We start from the raw sequence: 15481 nt of genomic DNA, 5'->3' as shown, positions 1-15481 counted from the left end.
CACGCCGCGGCCAGACGAATGCGCCGGGGGATACACCAACAGGAGAGCCGATCCATGCACTTGAACTCGCGTTGCTTGCTTGTCACGGCAGTTGCCGCGCTGACCGCAGCACCAGTCGCCGCCCAGAACGTCGCGGTCACCTTCGGGACCAACTGGGTCGCGCAGGCCGAACACGGGGGCTACTATCAGGCCGTGGCCGACGGGACCTATGCGGCCTGCGGGCTGGACGTGAAGATCCTGCCGGGCGGCCCGCAGGTCAACAACCGCGCGCTGATGCTGGCAGGCCAGGTCGATTTCAACATGGGCGGCTCGTCGCTGGACACGATCAATGCCGTCATAGAAGGGCTGCCCATCGTAACGGTCGCGGCAACGTTCCAGAAGGACCCTCAGGTCATCGTGACCCATCCGGGTGTTGCCAAGTCCTTTGCCGACCTTACCAAGCTGGACAAAATCCTGATCTCGGACGGCGGAGTGACGACCTTCTGGGCCTGGATGATCAGCGCCTATGGCTTCAAGCCGGAACAGCGCGAGGTTTACACCTTCAACGCCGCCCCGCTGATCGCCAACCCCACCTGGGGGATGCAGGGGTATCTCACCTCCGAGCCATTTTTCGTGGAGAAGGAAGCAGGCTTCAAACCCGACGCCTGGCTGATCGCGGACGCGGGCTATGACGCCTATTCGACCATCATCGAGACGATGGCCGACACCGTGGCGAACCGGCCCGAGGTTGTGCAGTGCTTTGTCGATGGCTCGGCCATCGGCTGGTACAACTTCCTGTACGGTGACAACGCCAAGGCCATCGAAATGATCAAGGCCGACAACCCCGACATGTCGGACGAGGCGATCGCCTATTCCATCGCGGCGATGAAGGAACACGGAATTGTCGACAGCGGCGATGCGCTGACGCTGGGCATCGGCGCGATGACGGACGCGCATATGGACGCATTCTACGCCTCGATGGTGAAGGCGGGCGTGCTGCCCGAGGGCGTGGACATCAAGAAGGGTTACACCTTGCAGTTCGTGAACAAGAAGACCGGCCTTGATCTGAAGCCGGCTGAGTAAGGCGGGCAGGGCGGGGGCCTCCGGCCTTCGCCCGCTTTCGGGGACCGCCATGACCGAACTGGCCCATCGCACCATCCGCCCGCTGGGCACCCGCCGCAAACTTCTGGAAATGCAGGGGATTGCCAAGGTCTTCAACGGCACCGTGACCGCGCTTCAGGGCATGAACCTTGAGCTGAACGAGGGCGATTTCCTGTCGCTTCTCGGCCCCTCGGGCTGCGGCAAATCCACGGCTCTGCGGCTGATCGCGGGGCTGATGCAACCGACGCAGGGCCGCATCCTGTGGACCGGCGGGCAGCAGAAGGGCGACCTGGGGGTCGTCTTCCAGGAACCGACGCTGATGCCCTGGGCGACCGTTGCGCAGAACGTCTACCTGCCGTTCCGCCTGCGCGGGCAGGGGTTCGACACGGTGCGGTCACGGGTGGCCGAGGCCTTGGACCTTGTGGGTCTGTCAAACTTTCACGACGCCTACCCGCGCGAGCTGTCGGGGGGCATGAAGATGCGCGTCTCCATCGCCCGCGCGCTGGTGACCGGCCCGCGGCTGATCCTGATGGACGAACCCTTTGCCGCGCTGGACGAGATCACTCGGCAGAAGCTGAACAACGACCTTCTCGCCATGCGCGAAAAGATCGGCTGCACGGTGATCTTCGTCACGCATTCCGTGTTCGAAAGCGTCTTCCTGTCCGACCGCATCGTCGTGATGGCCCCGCGCCCTGGCCGGGTGGTGCGGGAAGTCCAGGTCGACGCTCCCTATCCCCGCACGATGGAGTTTCGCACCTCGGCCACCTATGCCGCCCATGCGCAGGTGGTGTCCGAGGCCCTGGCCCAGGCGATGGGAGAGCCCGCATGACCCTTGCCGATGATCGCGCCGCCGCCGTCTGGGATGCCGAGGAACGCGCCCGCGCCCGTGCCGCTAGGGTCGAGGCAGTGGCGCGCTGGCTTGTCCCCATCGCCGTCGTCTTCGCCACGCTTGGTCTCTGGCAATGGTTTGTTGTGGCCAACGAAGTGCCGCATTACATCCTGCCCTCTCCCGTCCGGGTCTGGCAGCAGCTGGTCGAGGATCGGGCGATCCTGGGCGATGCGCTGCTGGTCACGCTGCGGATCACGCTGATGGCCCTGGCCGTTGCGGTGATCGGCGGGGTGCTGCTGGCGATCCTTTTCGACCAGAGCCGCTTTGCCGAACTGGTTTTCTATCCCTACGCGGTGATCCTTCAGGTCACCCCCATCGTCTCCATCGCGCCCCTGATCTTCATCTACGTCAAGGAGCCGACCGCGCGCGTCCTGATCTGTGCCTGGATCGTGGCCTTCTTCCCGATCCTGTCGAACACGACCCTAGGCCTCAAATCCACCGACCACAACCTGCGCGACCTGTTCTCGATCTACGGGGCCAGCCGGGTGCAGCGGCTTCTGTTCCTGCAACTCCCCTCGGCGCTGCCCTATTTCCTGGGGGGGTTGCGCATTGCCGGGGGGCTGGCGCTGATCGGGGCCATCGTGGCGGAATATGTCGTGGGCACCGGGGGCGCGGGGTCGGGTCTGGCCTTCCGCATCCTTGAGGCGTCCTACCGCCTCAATATCCCCCGCATGTTCGCCGCGCTCGCCCTGATCGCCGTGGTGGGGGTGGCGATCTTCGCGCTGACGAGTTTCGTGTCGTGGCTTTTCCTGCGCAAGTGGCACGAAAGCGCGCTGCGGGGCGGGCAATGACTCTGGCGCTGCCCGACGGTCGTGTGGTGTTGCGCAACGCGAACGTGCCCGCCTGCCTGATCGGCGGGGCCGGGGACCTCGTGCGGGTGGACCTGGGGCTAGAGGGTGGCAAGCTGGTCGCGCCGGCACCCGGGATGGCCGAGGTGGACTTGAAGGGCGCGATGGTGCTGCCTGCCTTCATCGACATGCACACCCACCTCGACAAGGGCCAGATCTGGGGCCGGAGCCCCAACCCGGACGGCACCTTTCTGGGCGCGCTTGAGGCGGCGGGGGCGGACCGGGAAAGGCATTGGTCGGCCGAGGATGTGCGCCGCCGGATGGACTTCGCGCTTCGTGGGGCCTTCGCGCATGGGACCCGCGCGATCCGCACGCATCTGGACAGCATCCCGCCGCAGGATGCGATTTCGTGGCCGCTTTTCGCCGAAATCCGGGAGGAATGGGCGGGGCGGATCGACCTTCAGGCCTCATCGCTTGCGGGTTGCGACCTGGTGCTGGACCCGGCCTTCGAGGCGCTGGCCGACCGGGTGGCAGCGCATCGCGGCACCTTGGGCCTGTTCACCTATCCCATGCCCGATATGCCCGACCGCCTGCGGTACTTCTTCCGGCTGGCTGCGGACCGGGGCCTTGATGCCGATTTCCACGCAGACGAGACGATGGATCCTTCGGTCAACACCCTCGCCCAGATTGCCGAGGCGGCTATTGAAACGGGCTTTCAAGGCCGCATCGTTGCGGGGCACTGCTGCTCGCTTTCCACCATGCCCGAGGGGCAGGCGCTGCGGACCTTGGACCTTTGCGCCAAGGCCGGGATCGGGATCGTCAGCCTGCCGATGTGCAACCTTTATCTGCAAGACCGCCACCCCGCCCGCACCCCCCGCAACCGGGGCATCACGCTGGTGCATGAGGCCCGCGCGCGCGGCATCCCGGTGGCCTTTGCTTCCGACAACACCCGTGATCCGTTCTATGCCTATGGCGATCTCGACATGGTCGAGGTCCTGCGTGAGGCAACGCGGATCGCCCATCTGGACCACTCCGCGACCGACTGGGTGCAGTCCGTCCTGACCGTGCCCGCCGCGATGTGCGCCTTCCCCGCGCCCTCGCTCGCCCCCGGTGCCCCTGCCGATCTGGTGATCTTCCGCGCGCGGACCTGGACCGAGCTTTTCTCCCGCCCGCAGTCCGACCGCACCGTCCTGCGCGCCGGGCGGCCCATCGACCGCACTCTTCCCGACTATGCCGAGCTTGACGACCTGATGAGGACCGCATGACCACCGAAGCCCTGAAAGCCGCCCTCGGCCACCTGGAGATCGACGAGAATCCGATCTCGGTCCGCGCCAAGTCGCGCGATTTCTTCTGGTATTCCCCGGTCCTGAAGGCGCGGATGGACCACCTGACCGCCGATTTCGTCGTCTCGCCCCGCACCGAGGCCGAGGTGATCGAGGTTCTGGCCGCCGCCCACGCCCATGACGTGCCCGTCACCGTGCGCGGGGCAGGGACCGGGAACTATGGCCAGGCGATCCCTTTGAGGGGCGGGATCATAATGCACATGAAGAACATGACGGCGGTTAAGGAAATCCACCCCGGTCGGGTGATCGTCGAACCCGGCTGCCTCATCAAGGACCTCGACGCCGCCACCCGCGCCCATTCCGGGCAGGAACTGCGGATGCACCCCTCCACCTGGGCCACCGCCACGATCGGCGGCTTCATCGGTGGCGGTTCGGGCGGGGTTGGCTCTTGCACCTGGGGCGTCCTGCGCGACCTTGGCAACATCCTGCGCCTGCGGGTCGTCACCGCCGAGGCGACGCCGCAGGTCCACGACTTCACCGGCGAGGAGCTGCACCGCGTCTCCCACGCCTATGGCACCAATGGCGTCATCACCGAAATCGAGATGCCGCTGGCCCCGGCCTATGACTGGGTGGAGATCTTCGTCACCCACCGCGACTTTGCCACGGCAGTGCAACTGGCCGGGGACCTCGGCCATCAGGACGGCATCCTGAAAAAGCTGATCTCGGTCTACGAGGCCCCCACCGCCAGCGCCTATTTCCAGCGCGTCGCCCCGCACGTCGCGCCCGAGGACAACCTTCTGGGCCTGATGATCGCGCCGCAGTCGATGGACGGGTTCGTGACCTTCCTCGCCCGCTATCCCGGCGCCGAACTCATATACCGCAGCGACCGGACGAAGTGGGACCGCGAACCCGGCCCGGTCTTCGAATACGGCTGGAACCACACCACCCTCAGGGCGTTGAAGATCGACCCCTCGATCACCTATCTTCAGGTCGCCTATGCCCCCGGCGTCTATGAGGAGAAGATCGCCGCCATCCGCGCCGCCTTCCCGGGCGAGCTGATCCAGCATCTGGAGGCGATGCGGATGGGCGGGCAGCTGGGCTTTGCGGGCCTGACGCTGGTCAAGTTCACCACCGAGGCGCGGCTGGACGAGATCGTGGCCGCGCACGAGGCGATGGGCTGCCACGTCTTCAACCCCCACCGCTACACGCTGGAGGAAGGCGGGCGTCAGTCGACCGACGCGACGCAACTTGACTTCAAGCGCCAGGCGGACCCCAAGGGCATCCTGAACCCCGGCAAGATGATCGCCTGGGACGCGCCGGACTGGGATTACTCCCGCATGTATGCCTATCCCGGGATGAAGGCGGCCGGATGACGACCCGGGCGCTGGTCCTTTACGCCCATCCCTGCGGCGAAAGTTTCGCGGCGGCCCTGCGCGACACCGTGACCGGCACGCTGACCGAGAGGGGCTGGGATGTCGATCTCTGCGACCTTTACGCCGAGGGCTTCGACCCGGTGATGGGGGCCGAGGAACGCCGGGGCTACCACGACACCGCCACCAACACGCAGCCCGTGCAGTCGCATGTCGATCGCCTGCGCGCCGCCCAGGCGCTGATCTTCGTGCATCCGGTCTGGAACTTCGGCTTCCCCGCGATCCTGAAGGGCTACACCGACCGCGTCTTCCTTCCCGGCATCACCTTCCGTCTGGAAAACGGCAAGGTGAAGCCCGCGATGACCCATATCCGCAAGCTCGCGTCCGTCACCACCTATGGCGCGAACCGGACGCGGGCTTTCCTGGCTGGCGATCCGCCCCGCAAGGTCATGTCGCGGGCCTTCCGTCACGCCTGCCAACCGGATAGCTTTCTCTACATGGCGCTTTACGACATGAACCGTGCCGACCAGCGCCAGCGCGCGGACTATCTTGCCCGCGTGCAACAGAAGATGAGGCATTTCTGATGCGCGCCCTTGTCGTCTATTGTCACCCCTCCCCCTACAGCTTCAACGCCGCCGTCCGCGACCTCGTGCTGGCCAAACTCGGCTCTGCCGGGGCCGAGGTCCGCCTGCACGATCTATACGCCAGCGGCTTCTCGCCCGTCCTGACTCGCGAGGAATGGGAGGGTTATCTGACCTGTCCCGACAACTGCGCCCCCGTTCGCCGCGAGGTCGAGGACATCCGCTGGTGCGACACGCTGATCTTCGTCTATCCGACCTGGTGGTATGGCCTGCCGGCGATGCTGAAGGGCTGGCTGGACCGGGTGCTCTTGCCGGATGTGGCCTTCCTGATGCCCGACGGGGCGCACAAGACGATCCGCCCCGGCCTGCGCCACATCACGCGGCTGGGCGTCTTCACCACCTGCGGGGCCAGCCGCTGGCTGACCTTCATCGTGGGCGCCCCCGGACGGCGGACCCTGCGCCGCGGGGTGGGGTTCCTGCTGACCCCGTTCCATCGCAGGGCCTTCGCGGCGCATTACCTGATGGACAGCTCAACCGCTGAAAGCCGCCGGGCGCACCTGGCCCGGGTCGCCGCGCAGATGGACAAGCTGATCGGCCGCCCCGTCCCCGTCCCATTGCCCGAACCGCCCTCCCTGCGACCCGAGGCCGCCGAATGACCATCCGCGACTGGGCCGACTTCCGCGCCCCCGATTTCTCCGCCATCGACCCCATGCGCACCATCGCGATCCTGCCCACGGCGGCGGTGGAGCAGCACGGGCCACACCTGCCCGTCGGCACGGACACGATCATAGCCACCCATCTCTGCCGCCTTCTGGCCGAGCGCGCTCCGCAGGACCTTGACCTGCGCATCCTGCCGGTGATGGCGGTAGGCAAGTCGAACGAGCACCTCTGGGCCCCCGGCACGCTGACCCTCACTGCCGCCACCGCCCTTGCCGCCTGGACCGAGATCGGCCTTTCCGTCGCCCGTGCAGGCGTGAAGAAGATCGTCATCCTGAACAGCCACGGCGGCAATGCCGATCTGATATCCATCCTGTCGCGCGAGTTGCGGGTGCAGGCCGGGATGCTGGCCGTGCGCCTGGGCTGGGGGGCGATGGGGATGCCGCCGGGGCTTTTTTCCGATCAGGAAACCCGCTTCGGCATCCATGGCGGCGACATGGAGACCTCGCTCCTCCTCCACTTCCGCCCCGACACTGTGGACATGGCGGCGGCGCGCGACTTCCGGTCCACCGCCGAGACCGCCCCGATCCCGCCCATCGGAGCGGTGGCGCAGGCCTGGATCTCCTCGGACCTCAACCCCGCCGGCGTGGTGGGCGAGGCGCATCTGGCCACGGCGGAAAAGGGCAGGCTGACAGCCGAGCACATCGTCGCCGACGTCATCGGCCTTTTGCGCAAGGTCGCGGCGGAACCCTTGCCGGGCCACCAGCGGTAAGGGCGCAGGGCAGGAACAGGGCCTGTGAACACCCGATGCGATCGGGGGCGACTGGCCATTTGCCGAGGATCGGGAATGGTGGCGAGGGAGGGACTCGAACCCTCGACCTTGCGATTATGAGTCGCACGCTCTAACCAGCTGAGCTACCTAGCCACTGGCGGGCGGATTAAGGGTGCGGCGGGAAGAGGTCAAGGGTGAATCGCGCAGGCGCCCGGCCTCCTCGTGCGACTTCCTCTTCCCGTCGGTGTCGCCAGCGAAAGTGACCGCAGGACACGATGAGCGTCCCGTCAATGCGCCACGCGGGGGCGCCCGGACGCGGTTGCCGTCACCCTGGCCTCGATGAACATCGGTCGGCCCTCGATCTCGACCTCCTTCACCGCGCGCTCGACGCTGAGCCGCAGGTCCACCGCCCCGGCGTCCCGGGCGCGGCGGGAGGCTTCGGCGACAACCGCCGCCTCGGTTGTGGCCAGGGCGTCCTCGGCGCTGGCAAAGACCTGCAACCCATCGGCCAGATGCGCGACGAACCGACCTTCGGCGGGCGAGGAGACCGTGGCCGTCGCGCGCTGGCTGACCTGACCTGCCACCGCGCCGATGGCATTTGCCACCCCGGCGTGTTCGGGCAGGATCATCGGGCAGCGCAGCCTTTCTCCCACCGCGCCGTAATAGGACGGGGCCGAAGCGCCAAGGCCGATGACCGGGACGCCCAGCCTGACGCTGACCTCGACCACGCCGCGATGCGGGCCAAGGCCGGCGCGGGTCAGCCTGTGGAGGGCGAGCGCCTGGGGGGCCTCGCCCGCAAAGGCCGCATCCTCACCGAAGGCGGCTTCCAGCAGACAGTCCACCGTCTGTTGCGTCAGCTGGTCCACGATCGCCTGCGCAAAGGCCTCGGGCCCCGAGGCAAAGCGGTCGCCCGCCCCCGTCCGCCGCCTGGCAATCAGCCGCAGCGCCTTGTCCGCCGCCGCCGCATCCCAACTGTCAAGCCGGCCCAGCACATGCGCCGCATCCGAAGGTGTCACGCCCGAGATCATCACCAGCCCCCGCGCCACCAGCCGTTCCAGCGCCGCGACCTCCAGCCGCGAGGTCAGGCAGGCCGCCATCGGCATCGGCGCGGTGATCCGGTCCAGCACGGCCAGTTCGCGCGCATTCAGGCCGCCGCGCTGGCCCGACATCGGCACGACAAAGCGACCGTCCATCTCGCCCACGGCCTCCGAGGACAGCCAGCGGTCAAGGGCGGCATGGACCATCGGGCCATGATCCACGGCGAGGAGCGACACCGGCATCAGCCGCCGTGGTCCAAGGCGCAACCCGCCCGTCAGACCTTCGGTGACCAGATGCACCTCGCTGTCGCCGCCAAGGCCGGTCGTGCGCATCGCCACCGCCTCGACCATGGTGCGGAACCCGCCGACGCGGGCGCCCTGCGGGTCGATCTCGGGCAATCCGTTGCGAAGGAGCGCAACATCGGTCGTCGTCCCGCCGATGTCGCTGACCAGCGCGTCCGTGGCCCCGGTCAGCCAGCGCGCGCCGACGATGCTTGCGGCAGGGCCGGAGAGGATCGTCTCGATGGGCCGTTCCCGCACCATCGCCGCCGAGATCAGCGCCCCGTCGCCGCGCACGGCCATCAGCGGGGCGTCGATGCCCACCGCCGCCAGATGCCGCTCGCAGGCGGCGACCAGCCGGTCGATCATCCCGATCAGCCGGGCGTTCAGCACGGCCGTCAGCGCGCGTTTCGGGCCGTTCAGATTGGCCGACAGTTCGTGCGAACAGGTCACGGGCCGCCCGGTGACGCGGCGGATCAGATCGCGGGCGGCGACCTCGTGCGCGGGGTTGCGGGTGGCGAACTGCGCCGCCACGGCAAAGCCCGATACCTCGTGCCCCAAAGCGCGGACCTGCGCCTCCAGCGCGTCAAGGTCCAAGGGGGCGACTTCGGTTCCGGCGTGGGTATGGCCGCCGGGCAGCTGCACGACCGGATCGCCCTTCAGCGCCTCGATGAGCCCGCTGCGGCCAAGGTCGGCCTCGTCAAAGCCGATGAAGACCAAAGCCACACGCGCGCCCTGGCCCTCGACCAGCGCGTTCGTCGCCAGCGTTGTGGACAGCGACACCAGCGCCACGTCCGACGCGCTGACCCCCGCCGCCGCAATCGCGGCATCGACGGCCTGCCCGATCCCCACGGCCAGATCGTGCCGCGAGGTCAGCGCCTTGGCCTTGCCAAGGACGGCATTCGCCTCATCGTCCAGGATCACCGCATCGGTATAGGTGCCCCCGGTATCGACACCCAGAAAGATCGCCATGCCCGCCTCTGATCCTGCGCAACCTCTTGCCAGCTAGTGCAGGATCATCCGCCTGTCAGCCCCGGAAACGACATCAGGCCCGCCGCTTGCGCCGATGCGCGGGGGGCAGGTTCAGCATGGCACGGTATTTCGCCACCGTGCGCCGGGCGATGGGGGCGCCGCCCTCGGCCAGGGCTACCGCCAGCGCCTCGTCCGACAGCGGGTGGTCGGGGTCCTCCTCGGCCACCAGCCGCGCCAGCCGGTCGCGCAGCGCCCCCGCCGCCGGGCCGCCTTCATGCACGGCCTTGGTGAACAGGGTCCGCAGCCACCAGGTGCCGCGCGGGGTGTCTACGGCTGTCCCGGCGACGACCCGGCTGATCGTGCTTTCATGCAGACCCAACGATTGGGCCACATCGGCCATCGTCATCGGAACCAGCGCGCCCAGACCCTCCTCCAGCGCCGCCTCCTGCCGCGTCAGGATGTCCTGCCCGACCGACAGCAGCGTTGCATTCCGCCCCTCGATCATCTTGATCAGCGCCCGCGCCTCGGCCCGGCCCTTGGCGCGCCCCTCGGCCACAGAAACCGAGGGCAGGGCGGATCGGTTCAGCGATATGATCCAGCCCGCCTGACCCTTTTCGGCGATCAGGTCGGGCTCGCGGACCGGGGCGGCAAAAGGCTCGAACCCCGCGCCGGGCTTCGGGTCATAGCTGCGCAGCCGTCCGAAAGCCTGGCGCAGGTCCGACGGTTCAAGTCCCGCCTCGCGCGCGATGCGGTCGATCTCGCCCTTGGCCAGAAGGTCCAGCCGGTCCAGAAGCGCCCGCATCGGCTTGTCAAGCTGCCCGGCCTCCTCGGCCTGAAGCCGCAGGCAGTCGGCAAGGTTGCGGGCGAAAAGCCCCGTCGGTTCGGCCTGTTTCTGCAGCCGGTCAAGGATGCCGTCCACAGCCGCCACGGTGACGCCCAGCTGCCCGGCAATCGCGGCCGGGGGGCGGCCCAGCCAGCCCGATGGCTCCAGCGCCTCGGCCAGCACCATGGCGATGCGCGCCTCTTGCGGGTTCAGGCGCAGGCTCTCGATCAGGCCCAGGACATGGGCGATGAGGCTTGGTCCCGCGGCTTCCTGTTCCGGCCGTTCGGCGTCCCAGGCGAAGGCGGATTTCCAGCGCGGGATCCAGTCCTGCACCTGGGGCCTGGTCAGGAGGATCTGGGGGTTCTCGGCCGCCGCTTCCTCCAGATAGCGGCTGAGGCCCGCCGCATCGGCGCGCAGGATGCGGATCGAGGTCGCAAGTCCCGTGGTCAGCGCCATGCGCTGGGTCTGGGTGACGGAAATTCGGGTTCTGGACTTCATGGGGTGATGGTTCCCACGGATGGTCTCTTGCGGCAAGCACCGATCTGGAAACGATTTCTTCGAAGAAATCGTGCCGGAGCCTGCAAAGGCTCCGATCCGGAGTTTTCGAAGATTCCGGCGGTGCGCGGTGTCAGGAAAACACCCCCTCGCAATACCACTGGTCGGTCACCGCCCCGCCGCGCCCGTAGAACAGCCAGAGCCTTTCGCCGCCTTCCGTCTCGACCCGCCAGTAATCCCGGGTGCCGCCGCGCCAGTCGGGGTCCTCGAGCCACCATTCCGGTTGCAGCCGTTCCGGCCCCGCCGCCATCCGCAGGCGGAACGCGCGCCGCCGCCAGCGGAACCGGGTCGGCAGGTCGGGGACGCCGGGGGCATCGACGGGTTCGGGGCGGAACATCACCAGCGGGCGGGGGCCGGGCGGGGCGGGCCAGGGCCCGTCATGCGGCTGGCTCCAGGCGGCCATCAGGACCTTGGCGGATTTCGCGGGCACATGGCTGTCGGCGGGGTGCAGGCGCAACACCGCCTCGGTGCTAAGCCTTGCGCCAAGCCGCCCGATCAGATCCTCCAGCGCCTGGGCAGAGCCCACCGGCACCCGCCCGGCATTGGCCAGCGCCTGTTCGGTCACCTCGATCTGCCCGCGATGCTGGACGGCGCTGACCGCTTCGGTGGCCAGGGCCTCCAGCCGCAGGCAGTCGATCCCGAAACCGGCGTCGATCTGATCGAGCTTCAGGTGCAGCAGCGGGCGGATGCGGTCGGGGCTGTCGCTGGCGCGGGCAAGCCCCACCTCGACCGAGGCCACCCCGCCGTCGGCGCGGAAGCCCTGGAACAGCACCCGCCGCACGCCGCGCCCCCTGGCTTTCAGCTTGTCGCAGAAGGGCGGGAGCAGCCGGTCCAGCGCCGCCTCGACATCGGACCGCAGGCCGATGGGGTCGGGCAGGGTCAGCCGTACGGCGAAATGCATCGGCGGGCGGGCGGGGCTGACGGGTTCGGGCTCCAGCCCCAGCGCCTGATCCAGACGGCGCAGCGTGTCGGCGCCGAAGCGGCGGGCAAGGGCGGCGCGGGGCAGGCCCATGATATCGCCCACTCGGCGCAGGCCAAGCCGGGTCAGCCGGTCGACCACGTCCGGGGCCAGCCGCAGCGCGGGCAGGGGCAGGTCGGCCAAGGCGTCGTAAAGCCGACCGGGCGGCACGATCACCGCCGCCTCGGCCCCCCGGGCCGTGACCGCGCGGGGCAGGTTGCCGCCCCTCTCCCAGCCCCGACGCTTGGCCGCGCGGGACCGGGTCGCCCGCGCCTCCTGGTCGATGGCGTCGCCGGACCGCAGGGGCGCCACTCCGGCCCGGGCATAGCGCGCCAGGGCCCAGGCCGCGCCGGGCGTGTCGGCAATCGCCGCGCGGACGGTCAGGCCCAGGGCTTCGCAATCCTCGGCCACCCGGGCCAGCACGCCTTCTTCCCCGCCGTGAAGATGCGCCGAGCCGGTCAGGTCGATCATCAGGCCCGCCGGGGCTTCATCCGCCACCCAGGGCGAAAAGCGGCCCGCCCAGCGGCGCAGGGTCAACAGGAACTGCGCCTCGCCCGGAGGGTCGGCGGGCACGGTCAGAAGCGCCGGGCAGATCGCGGTCGCATCGCGCAGGGGCTGGCCCAGGCTCAGCCCTTCCGCCTCAGCCTCTGCCGACAGCGACACCAGCACCTGTGCGCCGTTGCGATCCCCCACCACGGCCAGCGGCATAGGCACCGCATCGCCCCGCCGCCGCGCCAAGCGTTCGGCCGCAAGGCGCGGAAACCACAGGGACAGGATGCGCCGACCCGCCATCATCGACTCATTTGTTCGCTATATGTTCCAGTGATGCCAGCCCGCCGCGCCCCTGTCGAGTCCCGCCCATGATGACAACTGTGTGAGGGTCGCCGCACAACCGCAGATGACAAGTGCGTGAGGGCACAGAACCAGGATTACCGCGACGGAATGACGCGGCTATAGTGTTCGCACAAGCCAGCGAGGGAGCCAGTAGATGAAGTTTGTCAAAGCCGTAGCAATCGGTGCCGTCCTGATCTCCGGGGCAGCCTATGCCAAGGGCGACCGCACCGATCCGAACGCCAAGGCCCGGTCGGACCTGATGCGGATTGTCGGCAAGAACACCGGAATCCTCGGCGACATGGCGGGTGGCAAGGCCGCCTATGACGCCGCCGCCGCCGAAGCCGCCAAGGCCGCCATCGTCGAGGCTGCTGGCCAGATCGAGACCGCGTTCAAGGATCAGGGCGGCGCGGACCCCGCCTCGGAAGCCAAGCCCGAGATCTGGGCGAATTGGGATGAGTTCCTGGCCGATGCCAAGAAGCTCGGCGATGCTGCCGGCGCGATGGATGTCAGCTCGGCCGAGATGATCGGCGCGGGCATGGGCACGCTCGGCGGCACCTGCAAGGAGTGCCACAGCGAATTCCGAGTGATGAACTAGGACTGCCCCCCGGCGGGACGAACCAAGGCCCCGGGCGCAGGTCCGGGGCCTTTTGCATGTCAGCCGCAGACCACCCGCTCGATCACGTCGCGGCGGTCCAGCCAGAAGTTCAGCCGGTCGGCGCGATAGTCCATCGTCACCGCCATTCCGTACTGGATCACCCGGACCTCCTGGCTGAAGCGCATCCCGTCCAGGATGACGCCGGGCTTGCCGACAAGGTTCTGATAGGGAACCGCGCCGCAGGAATCGATGGGCGTCGGGTCGATCGGAACTTGCGGACCGATGTCGGTCTCGACACAGGCCGCCAGCAGGACCGGCGCGAAGGCGAGCAGGCTATAAGCATGTTTCATGGGTCGTTTCCTGAATTGCATTCTGGCCATCTTTGGCACAGCCTTCCGCCGACCATAAGGGAGGGAATACCATATGCGCACCCGTGCCGCCGTTGCCGTCGCCCCCGGAAAACCTTTGCAGATCATGGAGGTAAACCTCGACGACCCCAAGGAAGGCGAGGTCCTGATCGAGATCAGGGCCACCGGCATCTGCCACACCGACGAATTCACCCTGTCGGGCGCTGACCCCGAGGGGATATTCCCCTCGATCCTGGGGCATGAGGGCGCGGGAGTGGTGGTGAAATGCGGCCCCGGCGTGAAGTCTCTGAAACCGGGCGACCATGTCATCCCGCTTTACACCCCGGAATGCCGTGAGTGCCCGTCCTGCCTTTCCCGCAAGACCAACCTCTGCACCGCGATCCGCGACACGCAGGGGCGCGGCCTGATGCCCGACGGAACCACGCGGTTTTCCATGCTGGATGGCACGCCGATCTACCACTACATGGGCTGCTCGACCTTCGCCAACCACACGGTCCTGCCGGAGATCGCCCTGGCCAAGGTCCGCGACGACGCGCCCTTTGACAAGATCTGCTACATCGGCTGCGGCGTGACCACCGGGGTGGGCGCGGTGCTGAACACCGCCAAGGTGGAACCGGGCGCCACGGCGGCGGTCTTCGGCCTCGGCGGGATCGGGCTGAACGTGATCCAGGGTCTCAAGCTGGCCGGGGCCGACAAGATCATCGGCATCGACATCAACGACGACAAGGAGGAATGGGGTCGCCGCTTCGGCATGACCCATTTCGTCAACCCCACGAAGATCGAGGGCGAGATCGCCCCCCACATCGTCAACATGACCAAGACGCCCTTCGACAGGATCGGCGGGGTGGACTACAGCTTTGACTGCACCGGCAACGTCAAGGTGATGCGCGCGGCGCTGGAATGCACCCATCGGGGCTGGGGCCAGTCCATCGTGATCGGCGTCGCCCCCGCAGGCGCCACGATCGAGACGCGGCCCTTCCAGCTGGTCACGGGCCGGGTCTGGAAAGGCACGGCTTTCGGTGGCGCGCGGGGCCGCACGGACGTGCCGAAGATCGTCGACTGGTACATGGACGGCAAGATCGAAATCGACCCGATGATCACACATGTCCTGACGCTGGACGACATCAACAAGGGCTTCGACCTCATGCACGAAGGCAAGTCGATCCGCGCCGTCGTCGTCTACTGATCCGGGGCCAGCCTCCCGGCGCGGGGTGCCCGCGTCGGGAAACCTGACTTGTCCGACTCCCGCCACGAGAGTTCGCTGCTCCTGCCGATCATGCATCGGCGGATTTGCACGAAGCATTGGAGAATGACATGTCAGACACCCCTTCGGGCCTTGCGCCCGGCCTTCTTCCCATCGTCCTCATGACCTCGGCCCTTGCGCTGGCCGAACCGGCTGCGGCGGCGGTCCCTGCCACGCTGCCCGCCACGGATGCGCGTCCCGCCGCGATGCACAGCCTGCCGCAGGACTTCCGCCTTCCCGACCGGCTGGCGGCCTATGAAAAGGCGAAAGCCGAGGAGACGCAGGTTGCCATGCGTTTCCTCGACTGGCTGTTCGGAGACGAGCCGGTGAACCGCTGCGGCACGACCTCGGGCTGCCGCTCGGGCTGGGACGACAGCGACTGCTTCTGACCAGAAGG

At 68.0% G+C, this 15481-nt stretch carries 15 protein-coding genes and 1 tRNA gene; 11 read left to right on the top strand and 5 right to left on the bottom strand.

Annotated features, from left to right (window positions below):
* Positions 1–75: 75 nt before the first annotated feature.
* The 8 genes from D5084_RS05055 to D5084_RS05020 are packed head-to-tail and all read left to right on the top strand — an operon-like array spanning position 76 to position 7420.
* Complete coding sequence (locus D5084_RS05055; protein WP_238382531.1) at positions 76–1062, top strand: ABC transporter substrate-binding protein; 987 nt, start codon at positions 76–78, stop codon at positions 1060–1062.
* A gap of 49 nt (positions 1063–1111) precedes the next feature.
* Positions 1112–1909 (top strand): ABC transporter ATP-binding protein, encoded by a 798-nt coding sequence (locus D5084_RS05050; RefSeq protein ID WP_128514429.1) that lies wholly within the window; start codon positions 1112–1114, stop codon positions 1907–1909.
* Entirely contained in the window at positions 1906–2760 is an 855-nt protein-coding gene (locus tag D5084_RS05045) for an ABC transporter permease (RefSeq protein ID WP_128514428.1), read from the top strand. The genes D5084_RS05050 and D5084_RS05045 overlap by 4 nt, the downstream gene beginning before the upstream one ends.
* Entirely contained in the window at positions 2757–4022 is a 1266-nt protein-coding gene (locus D5084_RS05040) for a cytosine deaminase (RefSeq protein ID WP_128514427.1), read from the top strand. Before D5084_RS05045 ends, D5084_RS05040 begins: the two co-directional genes overlap by 4 nt.
* Complete coding sequence (locus tag D5084_RS05035; protein ID WP_128514426.1) at positions 4019–5413, top strand: FAD-binding oxidoreductase; 1395 nt, start codon at positions 4019–4021, stop codon at positions 5411–5413. Before D5084_RS05040 ends, D5084_RS05035 begins: the two co-directional genes overlap by 4 nt.
* Complete coding sequence (locus D5084_RS05030) at positions 5410–5994, top strand: NAD(P)H-dependent oxidoreductase (protein ID WP_128514425.1); 585 nt, start codon at positions 5410–5412, stop codon at positions 5992–5994. The genes D5084_RS05035 and D5084_RS05030 overlap by 4 nt, the downstream gene beginning before the upstream one ends.
* The gene (locus D5084_RS05025; protein ID WP_128514424.1) at positions 5994–6647 is read left to right on the top strand and encodes an NAD(P)H-dependent oxidoreductase; all 654 of its coding nucleotides are present in this window, start codon (positions 5994–5996) and stop codon (positions 6645–6647) included. The genes D5084_RS05030 and D5084_RS05025 overlap by 1 nt, the downstream gene beginning before the upstream one ends.
* Entirely contained in the window at positions 6644–7420 is a 777-nt protein-coding gene (locus D5084_RS05020; RefSeq protein ID WP_128514423.1) for a creatininase family protein, read from the top strand. Before D5084_RS05025 ends, D5084_RS05020 begins: the two co-directional genes overlap by 4 nt.
* A gap of 76 nt (positions 7421–7496) precedes the next feature.
* Here the strand turns inward: D5084_RS05020 and D5084_RS05015 are convergent.
* From D5084_RS05015 to D5084_RS05000, 4 genes are all read right to left on the bottom strand, one after another.
* Positions 7497–7573 (bottom strand) — tRNA-Met (locus D5084_RS05015).
* Positions 7574–7707: 134 nt separating this feature from the next.
* Complete coding sequence (locus D5084_RS05010) at positions 7708–9708, bottom strand: hydantoinase/oxoprolinase family protein (protein WP_128514422.1); 2001 nt, start codon at positions 9706–9708, stop codon at positions 7708–7710.
* A gap of 73 nt (positions 9709–9781) precedes the next feature.
* Complete coding sequence (gene rpoN / locus D5084_RS05005; RefSeq protein WP_128514421.1) at positions 9782–11029, bottom strand: RNA polymerase factor sigma-54; 1248 nt, start codon at positions 11027–11029, stop codon at positions 9782–9784.
* Between the two features lie 130 nt (positions 11030–11159).
* Positions 11160–12836 (bottom strand): Y-family DNA polymerase, encoded by a 1677-nt coding sequence (locus D5084_RS05000; protein WP_128514420.1) that lies wholly within the window; start codon positions 12834–12836, stop codon positions 11160–11162.
* 196 nt (positions 12837–13032) lie between these two features.
* Here D5084_RS05000 and D5084_RS04995 point away from each other — a divergent pair, with 196 nt between their 5' ends.
* Positions 13033–13473, top strand: a complete 441-nt coding sequence (locus D5084_RS04995; protein ID WP_128514419.1) for a c-type cytochrome — start codon at positions 13033–13035, stop codon at positions 13471–13473.
* 59 nt (positions 13474–13532) lie between these two features.
* Here the strand turns inward: D5084_RS04995 and D5084_RS18425 are convergent, their stop codons facing one another.
* A complete protein-coding gene (locus D5084_RS18425; RefSeq protein ID WP_162302380.1) occupies positions 13533–13823 on the bottom strand; it encodes an I78 family peptidase inhibitor in 291 nt (96 codons plus the stop codon).
* 73 nt (positions 13824–13896) lie between these two features.
* On the opposite strand from D5084_RS18425, the gene D5084_RS04985 reads away from it, so the two are divergent.
* Together D5084_RS04985 and D5084_RS04980 are read left to right on the top strand one after the other, a co-directional pair.
* On the top strand, positions 13897–15027 hold the full coding sequence (locus D5084_RS04985) for an S-(hydroxymethyl)glutathione dehydrogenase/class III alcohol dehydrogenase (RefSeq protein WP_128514417.1): 1131 nt from the start codon (positions 13897–13899) through the stop codon (positions 15025–15027).
* A 128-nt stretch (positions 15028–15155) separates the two neighbouring features.
* Entirely contained in the window at positions 15156–15473 is a 318-nt protein-coding gene (locus D5084_RS04980) for a hypothetical protein (protein WP_128514416.1), read from the top strand.
* The last annotated feature ends 8 nt before the right edge of the window (positions 15474–15481 follow it).

It is taken from the genome of Tabrizicola thermarum (assembly GCF_003574395.1).
Lineage (GTDB): Bacteria > Pseudomonadota > Alphaproteobacteria > Rhodobacterales > Rhodobacteraceae > Tabrizicola > Tabrizicola thermarum.
Note: the sequence above shows the minus strand (reverse complement) of the source record. Positions and strands in the feature narration are given on the sequence as shown.